Raw genomic sequence first — 14,425 nt, 5'->3', positions numbered from 1 at the left:
CATCGCTACCTGGGCTGATGTCATCAACCGCGCTAACCTGGGTATGGAAGTAATGCACGAGCGTAACGCTCACAACTTCCCCTTAGACTTGGCTGCTGGTGAAGTTGCTCCTGTTGCTTTGACTGCTCCTGCAATCAACGGTTAATCATAAAGTTTAGCTGAATCGAAACCGCCTCTCAGAAATGGGGGGCGTTTTTTGTTTGGGTGAATATTTGACAGTATAAAATACAGATATTAATTGTCAAACTATAGTGAGGTACGCATCCTGACCGCCCTGGTCTACCTCAATTAGATCAAATCCGCCGTATTGTATTATTTGTTTAAACTATTTGTTGAAACGCCGAAAATCCCAAGGCATTTGAGGGCGGCGTTGATTCCAAAAACCTAATTTCTGACTCTTTGCAGATTTCTCGGCCTGCAATAAACTATTTCTCAACTCTGGACAATTGCGCAGGAAATAGTGATAAACTACAGCTTGCCCCTCTTCGACCATACTTAGGCTAAGATTGCGATCGCCCACAAACACCTCAGATACTAAGCGATTATATTCATCAGTATATAGGGGTTTGAGGCTGACATCTTGTCCAATAGGCAGTAATTGTTTTAATGTTGCAGTTGATCTACTCCCCCAGGGCTTCTGTTTTCGCTCCGGTGCGTCGATACAAGCTAAACGTACAGTAACTGTTTGTTCATCCCTTTTCACCTCAATAGTGTCGCCGTCTATAATTCTCAAGACCCTAGTGGTGGTATGATTGGTATTCCCAGGGAAGAATTGACATCCTACTACCGCACCACAAAGAACCATAAAAACCAGAATTTTTTTCAACATTCTTTTGAACTCTCTGTGGGTAGATGACCTTGTTGCTGTCTGAGATAAAATCGGGCGTAGCGTTGGTTAAGTGCTAATAATTCTGTGTGGGTTCCTGATTCAACAATTTTCCCTTTTTCCATCACTAAAATGCGATCGCATCGGCGGACAGTGCTTAAGCGGTGAGCTATAATAAACACCGTGCGATTCGCCATCAGTCTTTCTAATGCTTCTTGTACTAATGCTTCCGACTCAGAATCTAAAGCAGATGTAGCCTCATCTAAAATCAAAATTTGCGGGTTGAGAAATACCGCCCTGGCGATCGCGATTCTTTGGCGTTGTCCACCGGATAAATTTACCCCCCGCTCACCCACCCAAGTATAGTAACCCTCTGGTAACTGACTAATAAACTGGTGAGCGTTGGCAATTTTAGCAGATGCGGTGACTGCTTCCATCTCAAAATTATCTTGACCGAAAGCAATATTTTGGGCAATAGTTCCGGAAAACATCACAGTTTCTTGGGGAACAATACCAATTTGTCGCCGCAGACTATAAAGCTTAACATCGCGAATATCTACACCATCAACTAAAATCTTACCTGCTTGGGGGTCATAAAACCGAGGTAGGAGATTAACAAAGGTAGTTTTACCAGCACCGGAAGCACCCACTAAAGCGATGGACTCACCCGGTAATGCCAACAAATTGATATCTTTTAATACAGGTTCCCCTGGTTTATAGGTAAAAGACACATGACAATATTCTACTTGCCCTTTCACCGGCGGTAAAGCGATCGCCTCAGACTTTTCTAATATCGTCGGTTGAATAGCCATCAACTCAAAAACCCGGTCAACGGATGCTTCACCTTGCTTAAATTCGTTGTAGTTATGAGTAGTATGACCAATAGGGTCAATTAACAACGCCGCCGCAGTTAAATAACTAAAAAACTCTCCCACCGTCAAGTTATTTTGGGCAATTTGCCATGCCCCCACTATTAATAAAAATATGGCACTGACAGCCTCTAGAAACCCCACTATAGGTATTTGAACTGCTTTGAGGCGTTCGGCGGAGTATTTAGCTTGAAAACTGCGTTCTGCTTCATTTCCAAACCGATCAATTTCATAATTTTCTGCCGCAAAAGCTTGGACTAAACGGATACCGCTAAATACCTCCGTGAGAATTGCCGATAACCCAGAAACACGATTTTGACTTTTAACAGAGTACTTGCGTAAACGTTCACCAAACCAGCCAATTAAAACTCCCATCAGTGGCGCTACAATCACTGTAGCTAATGTTAGTTGCCAATTCAGGTAAATCATGTAGACGGGTATAGCCACCAGCTGCAAAATACAGGGGATAAAATCGTGAAAGACCTTATTCACAACTTCCCCCACCCGGTCAACATCTTCAGTGAGGCGGTAAGATAAATCACCCGCTTTTGCCGTTTCAAAATAGCTCAAATCCAGTTTTTGCAGATGGGAGTAAACCCGCTTGCGGAGGTCAAAAGCTACCCTTAAAGCCACCTTAGCCATGTACATATCCTGCACAGACTGAAAAAATCCCCGCACCAAAAAGACTAAAAGCAGCATTCCGGCTAATTGAGCGATCGCTACTATATCACCCTTACCAAAGGGTTCAGCCAATCTACCCGCAAGATTAATTAAGGTTAAAGTCGCCAGTACATAACCGATAATCCCCACAAATCCCTTAGTAATATTTTGCCAATGGGGTTTCAGATAAGGTAATAATTGCCAGTAATGAGAACGAGTTTTCAAGCTGTAAATTCCACAAAAATATTTTTTCTTGTTGAGACATTATGACACTAATCTTGGCCCTAGATTTTGGCGGTACGAAGTTGGCCGCAGCACTGGTAAATATTGGTTCTAGGGAATGGTTACGCCATGAAAGTTGTTTATCTCCAGATGATGGTAATGCTACCACCGACCTAGAAATCATGTACTCGCTGATTGACTCTTTACTAAAATCACAAAAACCTGATGCAATTGGTGTTAGTTTTGGCGGACCCGTAGACGCCACCACTGGAACTGTGCGACTGTCTCATCATGTTGCAGGTTGGGAAAATATTCCCCTTCAAGATTTACTACAAGATAAATTTACTGTTCCGGTGAGTGTAGATAATGATGCTAACGTCGCCGCTTTAGGAGAATATCGCTTTGGTGCTGGTATAGGAAACAACAGCTTGTTTTATATCACCATTAGCACTGGTGTAGGTGGTGGTTGGATAATCAACGGCCAGCCTTGGCGGGGTATGGGGGGAATGGCGGGTGAAATTGGACACATGGTTATAGATCCTGCTGGTCCTGTGTGTTTGTGTGGAAAGCGCGGATGTGTGGAACGGTTAGCTTCTGGCCCTTATATGGCGCAGAATATGCGGGAAACTTTGCAAAATCAACCCCACAGAGGCGAAATATTACGCAGGTTGGTAGGTAATAATTTAAATTTAATTACGGGAAAGGTAGTAAGTGCTGCTGCATCCCAAGGTGATGAATTAGCCCAGGAGATTCTATTCAAAGGTGCTTGGGCTTTGGGTCTGGGTATTGGTAACGTGGCGAATTTGATTAACCCCCACTTGTTTATTTTAGGTGGAAGTGTAATTAAATCAGGGGATAATTGGTGGGATGTAGTCCGCAAAGCGGCGCGAAAAACAGCTTTACCAGAAATTGATTTGACAATTGTTCCGGCCGCTTTGGGTGATGATGCACCCCTTTGGGGGGCTGTGGCTTTGGCTGAATTAGCTTGGTAATTGCTATATTATGGGCAACAAAACTCACAAAAACCCCCTATTGTATTGAGTACAGTTAAGTCCCAATTTACTGATACATCTGGGTAGCTTTGAGCATATGGTAGGTAATAATCAACTGTGTGAGCGCCAGAGGATAACTTTGCAAAGTTTCCCCAGTAGTTCCCGCAACTTTTCCTAGTTCGGGATTAACTTCGCGATCGCACACGTTGAGTAAGTAAGGCATATCGGAACATAAAATATGCTCTAATTTACTTACCTGTTCTAAAGTCGCGTGACCATCAACTTCCAGCACATCCACAGGTTTACTCATATCCCGGTCTAACCCTAAACGGATTGCCGAATCAGAATTACCATCAGTTAAGTTCAGAATTGAGGTAAAATCAGGATGGGGGATTGTCGGTCGTAACACTAACCGCACATTTAAATGTCCATTGCCATCATCAACATCATCACTAGGGGAATAAAAACTCACCACTATATCAGACCATTGTCGTTGGGGACGAATAAAACTTTCTGAATCTGGTTCACGCTTTTCTAGTTCTGCCAAAACTTCTTCAGGAGTGTACCCCCGCTTTTGGGTATCGCGTTTAACTTTCCATTGGGCGCGTAGGGGTTCCGGGGGCGCTAAATATACCTTCACGTCGTAGGCTTCACGAGCTACCCGAGTAGAATAACCGAGCAACCCTTCAATAATCACAAACTTCGTAGGTCGGATGTATTGTGGCGGCTCAAATGTACCTGTTTTGTGGCTGTAAACCGGTTTGAGAATGGGCTGTCCGGTGCGTAAGAGGGATAAGTGCTGCTGCATAATATCGAGGTGATTGCAGTCAGGATGCAGCGCCGTGATGCCAATTTCTGCACGTTGTTGACGATCATAACGGTGATAATCATCGGTACAGATGACGGTGACATTTTCAGGTCCTAGTACCTGAGCAATTCCTCTGGTCAGTGTTGTTTTACCTGCGGCGCTGTCACCGACAATTCCCAAAATTATTGGACGTCCCATGATTCCCCTCCGGATATGAACAACAAGTACAGTAATAAACGTTTTTAGTTAATTTTTACATTTTAGAAGGTAATTGACCCATTAACTCAACTCAAACATCCTGCGTAACATCTCTATACATTTAATTTATTCGCGTTTACTTATAATTAAGTAGGTCAATATAGTTAAACATCAATACATCCAACACCTGTTTGATAACTATTGAATCTGCTTATTAAGTTTTTTTAAGTTGAGTTAATTAGGTGTTTTTAGTGCTTAACTGAGTACTCAAAGAAGTGTTGCACATTCGGGGTATGTGATGCTTTTTAGTATATACCAGAGAGGTAAAGCAGTTTTGGGAATCAAGACGGACTAGGGATTATGGTGACGCTGAATATTTCAGATTCCGACAAAATTGATAAGTTTCGGCATCTTCAGTTAAGTTTATGCGATCGCTGGCCGACTATTGAACTATTTGACAATAGTGAGGCGGATATTTTAATTATTCCCTCCCTGAGCATCGACCAGCATGAACTGCATAAAGTAGAAGGCTGTGAGCATTATGAAGAAAGATTACTATTTTGTTTGATGCGGTTGCGAAATCCCCGCACTAGACTAATTTATGTCACTTCCATGCCCTTGCATCCTAGTATTATTGATTACTATTTACAATTATTACCAGGAATCCCATTTTCCCATGCCCGCAATCGCCTGTTACTACTTTCCACTTATGATGCTTCCCTCAGACCTCTAACCGCCAAAATTCTAGAACGTCCCCGGTTGCTAGAGCGGATTCGCCAAGCATTAAGGCTAGAAAAATCCTTTATGACCTGCTACAACTCCACATTTTTAGAGGCGGAATTATCTTTACAATTAAATGTACCATTATATGCAGTCGCCCCAAACCTACAGACATGGGGGACAAAAAGCGGTAGTCGCCAAATATTTGCAGAAAGTGGAGTACCATTACCAGACGGTAGCGAAAAGGTATGGAATCACCAAAATTTGGCAGAAGTTGCTAGTGATTTATGGGAACGCCAACCAACACTACAAAGAATAGTAATCAAACTCAATGAAGGAATTTCTGGAGAAGGAAACGCCCTATTAGATTTGCGCCCCATCATGGATGTAGCACCAGGGAAAGTTACTCGCAGCCAAACAATAGCCACAATTGGCGATCGCTTCTCCACTATGCGCTTTCAGTCCGCAAAAGAAAGTTGGGGGAATTTTCGCGCACGGATTAGGGAACTAGGGGCGATCGCAGAAGCATTTATAGAAGGAGAAAATAAGCGATCGCCCAGTGTCCAAGGACGCATCACACCTAGTGGAGAAGTAGAAATTCTCTCCACCCATGACCAAATTCTAGGCGGTCCAGACGGACAGATTTATCTAGGTTGTAAATTTCCCGCTGATTCTAGCTATCGGTTACAATTGCAGGAATTTGGTTTAAAAATCGGTAAAAAACTCGCCGAAAAAGGCGCATTAGAAAGATTTGGCGTAGATTTCATCACCGTTGACCAAGGAAATGGCCAATGGGACATTCAAGCCATTGAAATTAACTTACGTAAGGGTGGTACAACTCACCCCTTTATGACCCTGAAATTATTAACCAACGGACGTTACGACCTAGCCACAGGGTTATTTTACAGTCAACAAGGGCGGCCTAAATACTATATAGCCACCGACAACCTGCAAAAAGACCCATATCGGGGATTACTACCCAACGATTTGATGGACATTATCGCCCATCACCGGCTGCACTTTGATAGCGGTACCGAAACAGGGACGGTTTTTCATCTTATGGGTTGTCTTTCCCAGTTTGGTAAATTGGGATTAACCAGTATTGGCGATTCCCCACAACAAGCAGAAGACATTTATAACAAAGTCGTCCATGTTCTGGATGAAGAAACCCGCCGCGACAATCCGGATCTACCTTTGTTCTCAGATTACACTTTTCCTATAGCCGGGGATGGATATAACTAGGGAATAGGGAGGAATTTTGCACCCATACCCAGTCTTGATACTTTTTTTTGTCAGTGTCAACGTGACTGCGAATAAACTCGCCAGCGCCTTACCCCCATGTCTAAAACCAGACGGTTCTGGTCGGCGCTGGTATTGCGGTCAAATTTATGCAATATAATCCATGAAAATATTGCTACATCAGGGTTTCAACCATAGTTGTTACCCAATTATCACCAAATCCATCAGCAGTTATTCCAGGTTGGCATAATAGCATACCAAGCTTTAACAACTAACTACCCCGGTGTAACTACACACCCAGAGCAGAACTACAATTACAGTTGCAGCTTATTTAATCAACTTTTTGGAATCATGCGGACCTATTACCATTTTGACCTGTGGGCGATGGTGATATTTTCGGGGAATTTGGTAGTTCCATCTCATTTTTAGCTAACCAATCTTCAATAAGTTCAGCCGAAACATCAGACATATTCAATCCTTTAAAAAAGCAAATTGTTTTAAACCTGTCTTTAATTTCAGGGGGAAGGTAAACCCGAATCGAAGCTTCTCCTTGTGCCACACTATACTCCAAGTAATAAACTTATTAACCAGTTTATTCGTGTAATGGTTCATCAGGGAAAAATATTAACTAGTTGACTAATGCATCAGTTAATTGGTATAGTATCACCTGTACCCCAGGAAAGAGAAGTAAATCTATCCGAAAGATGACACATAACAAAGGCTATAGCATCCAGAAAGTGTCAGCACCAGCAAATGAATATCACAGGCGCAATAGCAAGCAAATTGATCTCAATTTGCTTAAATTAGCTGCAATAAATACCTGTAAGCAAAAGACAGCAGAAAAAATCTGTCAAAAAATGTTTCATCGCCAAACTACAGACTAAAAGCCACAAAAATCAGCAATAGCTTCATAAAAACCGATTTTTAGCCAAAAATTTAGGATCACAAAACTCCAATCAATTATTTATTTCAAAGCTGAGAAATGCTAAAAAATTTCTGGTACGCTTGTGAATTTACCTCAGCCGTTACTAACAAGCCTAAACAAGTTTTGATGTTAAATCAGAGATTTGTTCTCTATCGCAATTCTCAAGGCGAAGTAGTTGTATTAAAAGACCAGTGTTCCCATAGAGGTGCAGCATTATCTCTAGGTTGGCGAGAAGACAACTGTATCCGTTGTCCCTATCATGGATGGAAATTTCAAGCCGATGGGAAATGTGTAGAAATCCCTGCTAATGAAATGGGAACACCAATTCCACCCAGAGCTAATGTCAAGAGCTACCCAGTACAAGAAAAATATGGTTTTGTCTGGATATTCTACGGAGATTTACCAGCAGAATCACGTCCACCCATTCCTCCGTTCCCAGAATATCAAGACCCCAAAATGCATCCAATTTACTTAGAATATGAGATGCAAACTCACTATACCCGTGTCATAGAAAATGCACTTGACCCCGCCCATCTTTATGCAGTTCATGGTAATTCCTTTGGTGCGGGATTGGCAGAAGATACCACAGTAGATGAGTATGTCATTAAAGATGAAGATTGGGGCATAAGTACCAAAATTATCTACAGGAATTATACCCAGCCCAAAAATGGCATCTTTAAATCTTTTTTCGGTCCAAAAAAGACACAATTAAATGCCAAAATTAGCTTTTACCTACCCAATATAACTAAAATTGAAAGTGACTTTGGTCGTGGTAAAATTATCAACTATGCTATTCATGTTCCCGTTAATGACCAGAGAACCATTAGTAAACGAATTCAACTGCGTAATTTCTTTACCTATGCTTGGGCAGATAGATTATTTATCAAGTTTCATCATCAAGTTGGTTTAGAAGATAAAATAGTCACAGAGTCACAAATTCCCCAATTAATCCCAGATAATTTAACAACTGAAGTTCATGTTGCTGCTGATGCTATGAACCTGGCTTATCGCCAGATACGACAAAAATATTTAGCTATGGGATGGGGTTTGAATTATCATCAAAATCAACGAGAACGGTCATTGACAAAATAGATTTGATTTATTTTCACTTGTGAGGCTAATAATTATGAAAAAGTAATTCCCCGTTACGCCAATTACACAACGAAAAAGGAAGTAAAGGCGCTGATGTTGAAAAACTTTTGGTATGCTTGTGAATTTAGTTCTGCAATTACCAATAGGCCAAAGCAAGTTTTGATGTTCAATCAGAGATTTGTTCTTTATCGCAACTCTCAAGGAGAAATAGTAGCTTTAAATGACCAATGTCCCCATCGCGGGGCTGCTTTTTCTCTGGGTTGGATTGAAAAGGATTGTATCCGGTGTCCCTATCATGGCTGGAAATTTCAAGCTGATGGCGAATGTATTGAAATTCCCTCTAATCCACCTGATACCCCTGTACCTAAAAAAGCTCGTGTTCCTCACTATCCAACCCAGGAAAAATATGGTTTTGTCTGGCTATTTTATGGTGATTTACCAGCAACAGAACGCCCTCCTTTACCGACTTTTCCAGAGTACATGGTATCGACTATGCGCCCTGTATATGACGATAGTATAGATAATGCCAACTATGCTCGGCTCATGGAAGCTAATCTTGATTTTACCCATGTAATCGCCGTCCATAAAAAATCTTTTGGGCAGAGAATACCCATAAATACAACTATTAACTATCAAGTTGATAAATATGATTGGGGTGCTGTGGCTAAGGTTAACTATGAATCTTTAGGTAACTCCAAAAGTTTCTTAAACTTTTTATTGGGTGGACGACCAGAACTGAAAACAAAATTGACCTTATATCTACCTAATGTTACTCTGGCAGAAATTAGTGTGGGTCGCGGTAGTAGGTTTGATGTCAAGTTTGGCGTTTTAGTGGCTCACCTACCTATTGATGATCATACGACTCGTGTTAAACGGGTGTTATATCGCAATGTTTTACCATTTCCTTGGCTTGATGGATTTTTTAGAAAGCTTGACCACAAATTAGCACAAGAAGATACAGTAGTGGTTTCAAGTTTAAATTCTCAACCAATACCAAAAATATCAGAGGAAGTTCATGTAGCTGCTGATGCTTTAGATATTACTTTTCGGCGGTTTTTGCAAAGCTTTCAGACTGACTTTGATGGATTGAGTCAGGATAAAAACTAAAAGATAGGGAACCCCAGATCAGAAGGTTTTATTTTGGGTGCTGAGTTTATATGGGGTTGAGTTTTGTAGCAATAATGATTTCTGGTAGATAAATACACGCAGGTTGATATAAGTATTTGACTAATACTGGGGAGATAAGTATGAACCATGTACTGGAAAAAATCACTGAGGAACTAGGAATGCGTGGAGTTATTGATAAGTTTTTCAGGCGGATGTTTGATAATACTTGTCAGGCTCTGGAAGCGTTGGATGGTAAGCATCTGTGTGAACAGTCCTGGAATCGTGACCAGGAGGGAGTCTGGAAGGTGGGTGAAAGTAGTCAAGATGCTATCTATATTGACCGGGTTCTGCACAATGGTAATGTGTTGGAAAAGGTAGGGGTGAATTATGTAGCCATAGAAGGTGAGTTACCTCCGGGAATGTCTTTTCAGCAATCGGGCGCTCTGGGTACAGATGTAGCTGATAAAATCACCCGCAGTCAGGCTAACCGCTATTTCGCTACAGGTTCTAGTTTTGTCATCCATCCCCATAACCCCATGGCTCCCACTGCTCATGCTAACTACCGCTATTTCGAGATTTGTCATGGTGACCAACCGGTTTATTGGTGGCTCGGTGGTGGTGCTGATTTAACACCAGCATATCTGTTTGAGGAAGATGCAGTTCATTTTCATCAGGTGCATAAACAGGTTTGTGATCAGTATGATTCTTCTTATTATCCGCGGTTTAAACGGTCATGTGATGAATATTTCCACATACAACATCGCGGTGAACACCGCGGTATTGGGGGAATTTTCTTTGACCATTTAAATAATCAAGATCCGCAAAAACTACTTGATTTTGTGACTGATTGCGCTGATGCTTTTATCCCTGCTTATATGCCAATTTTGGAAAGGCGTAAAGATATGTCTTTTACAAAGCTAAATAAGTATTGGCAACATCTGGTACGTGGGCGCTATGTAGAGTTTATCTTATCATGCGATCGCGGGGTGCGTTTTGGTTTAGCTAGTGGTATGGTTAACCAACAAAGTGTTTTTAACTGTATGCCTCCCGCTGCTAGTTGGGAATATGATGATCAACCTATTCCCGGTAGCAAAGAAGCTATGTTAAAAGAAGTCTTGAAAAATCCTCGGGAGTGGTTGTAAATCGGTTTTGATGGCTCCCCAGATGATGGAACACAATTTAACATCAAAATTTAATATCAAACCAACATATAGCGACTACAGGTAATGAAGAAAGACTTTACTTTTAACAAAACCAGAAAAGATACATCTTTGAGCAGTGACATAGAAATAGATATGGCATTATCATGTCTTAATGCTTGTAAATATGTACTAGTGTGGATAATTCTACTTTGCCTGTATTCCAGTATATAAATAATTTATTCAATCAGAAATGAGCATGGAAAAGGAACTAGTTACAGGGAATCTCCGCATGGAAGATATCATCAATCTAGATGAATCTAAAGCCATGAATTTGTTTCGCAAGAGATTACAAAGATACAAAAATCTGGTTGCAGAAAAAGGAGATGCAGCCGCTTTTGAACAAATGATGGCAAAATATCCTGAACAACAAAAGGCGCTGATGGGTACTTTTATCGAGCATAACACCTTAGCGAAAGGTTTCACCCAAGCTGCACCCTTGCTGGGATTAATGGGTTTTGTGATGGATGTGGTAGATATTTCCCAAAATGGTACAGATGCAGCATTAGAAATACAAAGAGTTTGCCCAGTTTTATCCTTGGCGAAAGAGTACGGTTTTGATAGTCCTTGTCGTGTCTTCTGCGAAATGGAACAAGAAGCTACCAGAAGAGCTTTTCCGGGAATCAAGGCGGCAATTTTGAGTAAACAAGCAGAGGGTGACTGTGTTTGTGTATTCAAGTATGAAAGAAGTACAAATAATTTACCGGTGATGAACACAGACAATAAAATTACTTTATCTCAGGTAATGTCTCGGTTTTTTGATCTCATAGGATTAATTCCTAGTTTGTGCGCAATCGGTTGTAAAATGCTGAAAATTCGTTTTTTTCACTAGTATCAATTCCCATTAATTATCAATAAATAAACTGTGATTAATTAAACAGTTGCTGGGACATAAAACACAAGATTCTTAAGAAAAAACTATAATTTAAACTAAAGTTATGAGTGGTATACTTACAGACTTAAAACAGATTATTGCCGGAGAAGTTAGTAACAAAGAATCAGACTTAGAAGCAGTTTCTCAAGATTTTGGCAACATTATTAAAAAACAGCCCCAAATTGTGATTCGTCCGCAAGATTCTAGTGATGTTGCTCAAGCAATTAAATATGCTGCTCAACAGGGTTTAACAATTTCCTCACGGGGTGCGGGACGTTCTTTAAGTGGTCAATCTTTGAATCAAGGGGGAATCCTCTTAGATATGAGGAATCTCAATCAAATTGGTGATTTCCGCCCCGATGAACTCTGGTTCCAAGCTGACCCTGGTGTGACTTGGAAGCAAGTTATTGATACTGCTATACCTGATGGTGTAATTCCCCCAGTCCTGACCAATAACTTTGACGTGACTTTGGGGGGAACTCTCTGCGCTGCTGGTTTAGGTTTGAGTTCTTTTCGTTATGGTTCTCAAGCTGATAACTGTTTGGCTTTGGAAGTTGTGACGGGGACTGGGGATATTATTTGGTGTACACCGGAAGACAACAGCGAACTTTTCTATCATGTTCTGTGTGGCTATGGTCAATTTGGTATTATTACTAAAGTTAAAAATCGTCTGAGGAAATATCGCCCTTACACTCGCAGTTATTTTCTTTGCTATGACGATTTAGATAAACTTTTAGATGATGCACGTGGGTTAGTCACAGAAGGTCGGATAGATGGTTTAGTATCTTTGTTTTCACCCTGCTTGCAAGGAATGAGCAGAAAAGAAAATCAGATCAAACCATTAATTCAATGGTTTTACAGGATGCAAATTACTGTAGAATTTGATGCTGTCAATCAGGTAAATGATGCAGAATTGCTGGCTGATTTAAATTTTTATCGCCATATCCACACTGAAGACTTGACTTTTGAGCAGTTCATTCAACCATTAGGTCAAGTTCCTCATCCTGTCAATACTGCTAATACTTGGATAGATTTACTTTTACCTGGTTCTAGTGCTCAGGAATTTATTAAGATTGCTCTGGAGCGTATACCTAATTTCTTGGATTTCCGCACTTTACCTATAGGTTCTTTTTGTCTCAATTCTCGCCATCATAAATTACCCATGTTTCCTTTACCGGATGATGAGTTAATTATCGGTTTGGGAATGTATCCGAGTATTCCCCAAACTCAGGTGGAAGTTGTGTTACAGCAGTTAAATTTACTGACTGATTTGGGCTTCCAAATGGGGGGTAAAAGATATATGGCGACTTGGGCGGAATTTGATTTACCAAAATGGCGATCGCAATTTGGTGATTACTGGTTGACCGTCAATGAAATCAAAAGGAAATACGACCCCTGTGGGATTCTGAATCCTGGTTTCTTCAAGTATGAACAACCCGTTGGTGCTATGTAAGGAAATAGAGAATGTTGCGAAATTCTGAAAATTCCTCTCTACTCCCCCCCAATTTTCGCTGGTTATTGGCTCTGGGTATGACCTCGCTCACAGCTATGGGGGTGGGTATCCTGTCTATAACTCGTCCGCTCAATACTCAAACCCCAGGGGTGACTACCAAAGTTAGTCAACCAGTGATTTCAAAAGTGAATGCGCTCGGAAGATTGCAACCAGCTGGTGAAGTCATGAGAATTTCGGCTCCTACTGATGTTAGTGGTGCTAGTCGTGTGGCGCAACTTTTGGTGACTGAAGGTCAGGAAGTAGGCGCTGGAGATGTGATTGCTATTTTGGACAATCGCGATCGCTTACAAGCTAATCTTAAGGAAGCACAGCAACAAGTGCGAGTGATGAAATCACGGTTAGCTCAGGTAAAAGCTGGCGCACAACCAAGTGAAATTTCCGCCAGAAAAGCAACTGTGAGCAATCTGCAAGCACAGTTAGATGGTGAAATCCCAACCCAGCAAGCTACCATCGCTCGCTTAGAAGCTGAGTTACAAAATGCACAGATAGAATTTCGCCGTTATGAAAATCTTTATCAAGAAGGTGCGATCGCTATTTCCACTCTTGATACTCGCAGATTAACTTTAAAATCCGCCCGGGAAGAATTGAATGGTGCGCAAGCTAATTTAGCCAGAACACAACGCACCCTCACCGCCCAAATTCAGGAAGCTAAGGCTATTTTAGCCCAAACAGCAGAGATACGTCCTACAGATGTGGCTATAGCACAAGCAGAAGTAGATCGGGCGATCGCCACTGTGGAAAAAATGCAAGTAGAACTAGATTCAGCATATATTCGCGCCCCACAAGCGGGTCAAATTCTCCAGGTTCAAGCTCATCCGGGTGAAACCATCGGTGAGGGGGGAATTGTGGAACTTGGTCGAACTAATCAAATGTATGCGATCGCAGAAATCTATGAAAGTGATATCAGTAACATTCGCTCTGGTCAAATTGCGACTATTACTAGTCCTAGTAATGCGTTTGAGGGTGAATTAAGGGGAACAGTCGATAGTATTGGCTTTCAAGTGGCGAAGAAAGATGTGTTAGACAGTGACCCCACCACAGCTACGGATGCTAGGGTAATTGAGGCTAAAATTCGTTTAGATGCAGCATCTAGTCAGCAGGTAGCTAATTTGACTAATCTCCAAGTGAATGTAGAAATACTTACCAGTCAAGATGTGAGTAAGTTAATTAGGTAAAAGTCA

12 protein-coding genes and 1 pseudogene are annotated in these 14,425 nt (G+C 41.3%); 9 read left to right on the top strand and 4 right to left on the bottom strand.

The features are described 5' to 3' along the window. Positions 1-145: pseudogene (locus tag PN457_RS09910) on the top strand (photosystem II q(b) protein); the annotation flags it as partial. A 180-nt stretch (positions 146-325) separates the two neighbouring features. Here PN457_RS09910 and PN457_RS09905 read toward each other — a convergent pair. Together PN457_RS09905 and PN457_RS09900 are read right to left on the bottom strand one after the other, a co-directional pair. Further along, positions 326-829, bottom strand: a complete 504-nt coding sequence (locus PN457_RS09905; RefSeq protein WP_271733061.1) for a thermonuclease family protein — start codon at positions 827-829, stop codon at positions 326-328. Then, on the bottom strand, positions 823-2,580 hold the full coding sequence (locus PN457_RS09900; RefSeq protein WP_271733059.1) for an ABC transporter ATP-binding protein: 1,758 nt from the start codon (positions 2,578-2,580) through the stop codon (positions 823-825). Before PN457_RS09900 ends, PN457_RS09905 begins: the two co-directional genes overlap by 7 nt. A gap of 41 nt (positions 2,581-2,621) precedes the next feature. Between PN457_RS09900 and PN457_RS09895 the strand changes: the two genes are divergently transcribed. Then, positions 2,622-3,569 carry an ROK family protein gene (locus tag PN457_RS09895; protein WP_271733057.1) on the top strand — a complete coding sequence of 316 codons (948 nt, stop codon included), beginning with the start codon at positions 2,622-2,624 and terminating at the stop codon, positions 3,567-3,569. A 67-nt stretch (positions 3,570-3,636) separates the two neighbouring features. On the opposite strand, the gene PN457_RS09890 is transcribed toward PN457_RS09895, so the two are convergent. Then, entirely contained in the window at positions 3,637-4,575 is a 939-nt protein-coding gene (locus PN457_RS09890) for a phosphoribulokinase (RefSeq protein WP_271733054.1), read from the bottom strand. Positions 4,576-4,935: 360 nt separating this feature from the next. On the opposite strand from PN457_RS09890, the gene PN457_RS09885 reads away from it, so the two are divergent. After that, positions 4,936-6,537, top strand: a complete 1,602-nt coding sequence (locus PN457_RS09885; RefSeq protein WP_271733051.1) for a peptide ligase PGM1-related protein — start codon at positions 4,936-4,938, stop codon at positions 6,535-6,537. Between the two features lie 346 nt (positions 6,538-6,883). Here PN457_RS09885 and PN457_RS09880 read toward each other — a convergent pair whose 3' ends face one another. After that, positions 6,884-7,093 carry a plasmid partition protein ParG gene (locus PN457_RS09880; protein ID WP_271733049.1) on the bottom strand — a complete coding sequence of 70 codons (210 nt, stop codon included), beginning with the start codon at positions 7,091-7,093 and terminating at the stop codon, positions 6,884-6,886. Between the two features lie 423 nt (positions 7,094-7,516). Here PN457_RS09880 and PN457_RS09875 point away from each other — a divergent pair, with 423 nt between their 5' ends. The 6 genes from PN457_RS09875 (at position 7,517) to PN457_RS09850 (ending at position 14,419) form a co-directional block, all read left to right on the top strand. After that, a complete protein-coding gene (locus tag PN457_RS09875) occupies positions 7,517-8,551 on the top strand; it encodes an aromatic ring-hydroxylating dioxygenase subunit alpha (RefSeq protein WP_271733047.1) in 1,035 nt (344 codons plus the stop codon). A 93-nt stretch (positions 8,552-8,644) separates the two neighbouring features. After that, complete coding sequence (locus PN457_RS09870) at positions 8,645-9,658, top strand: aromatic ring-hydroxylating dioxygenase subunit alpha (protein ID WP_271733045.1); 1,014 nt, start codon at positions 8,645-8,647, stop codon at positions 9,656-9,658. Between the two features lie 140 nt (positions 9,659-9,798). Continuing rightward, on the top strand, positions 9,799-10,800 hold the full coding sequence (hemF, locus tag PN457_RS09865; RefSeq protein WP_271733043.1) for an oxygen-dependent coproporphyrinogen oxidase: 1,002 nt from the start codon (positions 9,799-9,801) through the stop codon (positions 10,798-10,800). 256 nt (positions 10,801-11,056) lie between these two features. Beyond that, on the top strand, positions 11,057-11,689 hold the full coding sequence (locus PN457_RS09860; protein WP_271733042.1) for a helix-turn-helix domain-containing protein: 633 nt from the start codon (positions 11,057-11,059) through the stop codon (positions 11,687-11,689). Between the two features lie 106 nt (positions 11,690-11,795). Next, positions 11,796-13,184 carry an FAD-binding protein gene (locus PN457_RS09855; protein WP_271733041.1) on the top strand — a complete coding sequence of 463 codons (1,389 nt, stop codon included), beginning with the start codon at positions 11,796-11,798 and terminating at the stop codon, positions 13,182-13,184. Positions 13,185-13,195: 11 nt separating this feature from the next. Beyond that, positions 13,196-14,419, top strand: coding sequence for an ABC exporter membrane fusion protein (locus PN457_RS09850; RefSeq protein ID WP_271733039.1), 1,224 nt, complete (start codon positions 13,196-13,198; stop codon positions 14,417-14,419). Positions 14,420-14,425: the final 6 nt, after the last annotated feature.

It is taken from the genome of Anabaenopsis arnoldii (assembly GCF_028331025.1).
GTDB classification, from domain to species: domain Bacteria; phylum Cyanobacteriota; class Cyanobacteriia; order Cyanobacteriales; family Nostocaceae; genus Anabaenopsis; species Anabaenopsis arnoldii.
Note: the sequence above shows the minus strand (reverse complement) of the source record. Positions and strands in the feature narration are given on the sequence as shown.

What these genes read in the sequence shown, in the direction of transcription:
- PN457_RS09850 (WP_271733039.1), top strand. Translation starts at nt 13,196, where the DNA reads ATGTTGCGAAATTCTGAAAATTCCTCTCTACTCCCCCCCAATTTTCGC.
- PN457_RS09905 (WP_271733061.1), bottom strand. Translation starts at nt 829, where the DNA reads ATGTTGAAAAAAATTCTGGTTTTTATGGTTCTTTGTGGTGCGGTAGTA.
- PN457_RS09895 (WP_271733057.1), top strand. Translation starts at nt 2,622, where the DNA reads ATGACACTAATCTTGGCCCTAGATTTTGGCGGTACGAAGTTGGCCGCA.
- hemF (WP_271733043.1), top strand. Translation starts at nt 9,799, where the DNA reads ATGAACCATGTACTGGAAAAAATCACTGAGGAACTAGGAATGCGTGGA.
- PN457_RS09870 (WP_271733045.1), top strand. Translation starts at nt 8,645, where the DNA reads ATGTTGAAAAACTTTTGGTATGCTTGTGAATTTAGTTCTGCAATTACC.
- PN457_RS09855 (WP_271733041.1), top strand. Translation starts at nt 11,796, where the DNA reads ATGAGTGGTATACTTACAGACTTAAAACAGATTATTGCCGGAGAAGTT.
- PN457_RS09860 (WP_271733042.1), top strand. Translation starts at nt 11,057, where the DNA reads ATGGAAAAGGAACTAGTTACAGGGAATCTCCGCATGGAAGATATCATC.
- PN457_RS09875 (WP_271733047.1), top strand. Translation starts at nt 7,517, where the DNA reads ATGCTAAAAAATTTCTGGTACGCTTGTGAATTTACCTCAGCCGTTACT.
- PN457_RS09885 (WP_271733051.1), top strand. Translation starts at nt 4,936, where the DNA reads ATGGTGACGCTGAATATTTCAGATTCCGACAAAATTGATAAGTTTCGG.
- PN457_RS09890 (WP_271733054.1), bottom strand. Translation starts at nt 4,575, where the DNA reads ATGGGACGTCCAATAATTTTGGGAATTGTCGGTGACAGCGCCGCAGGT.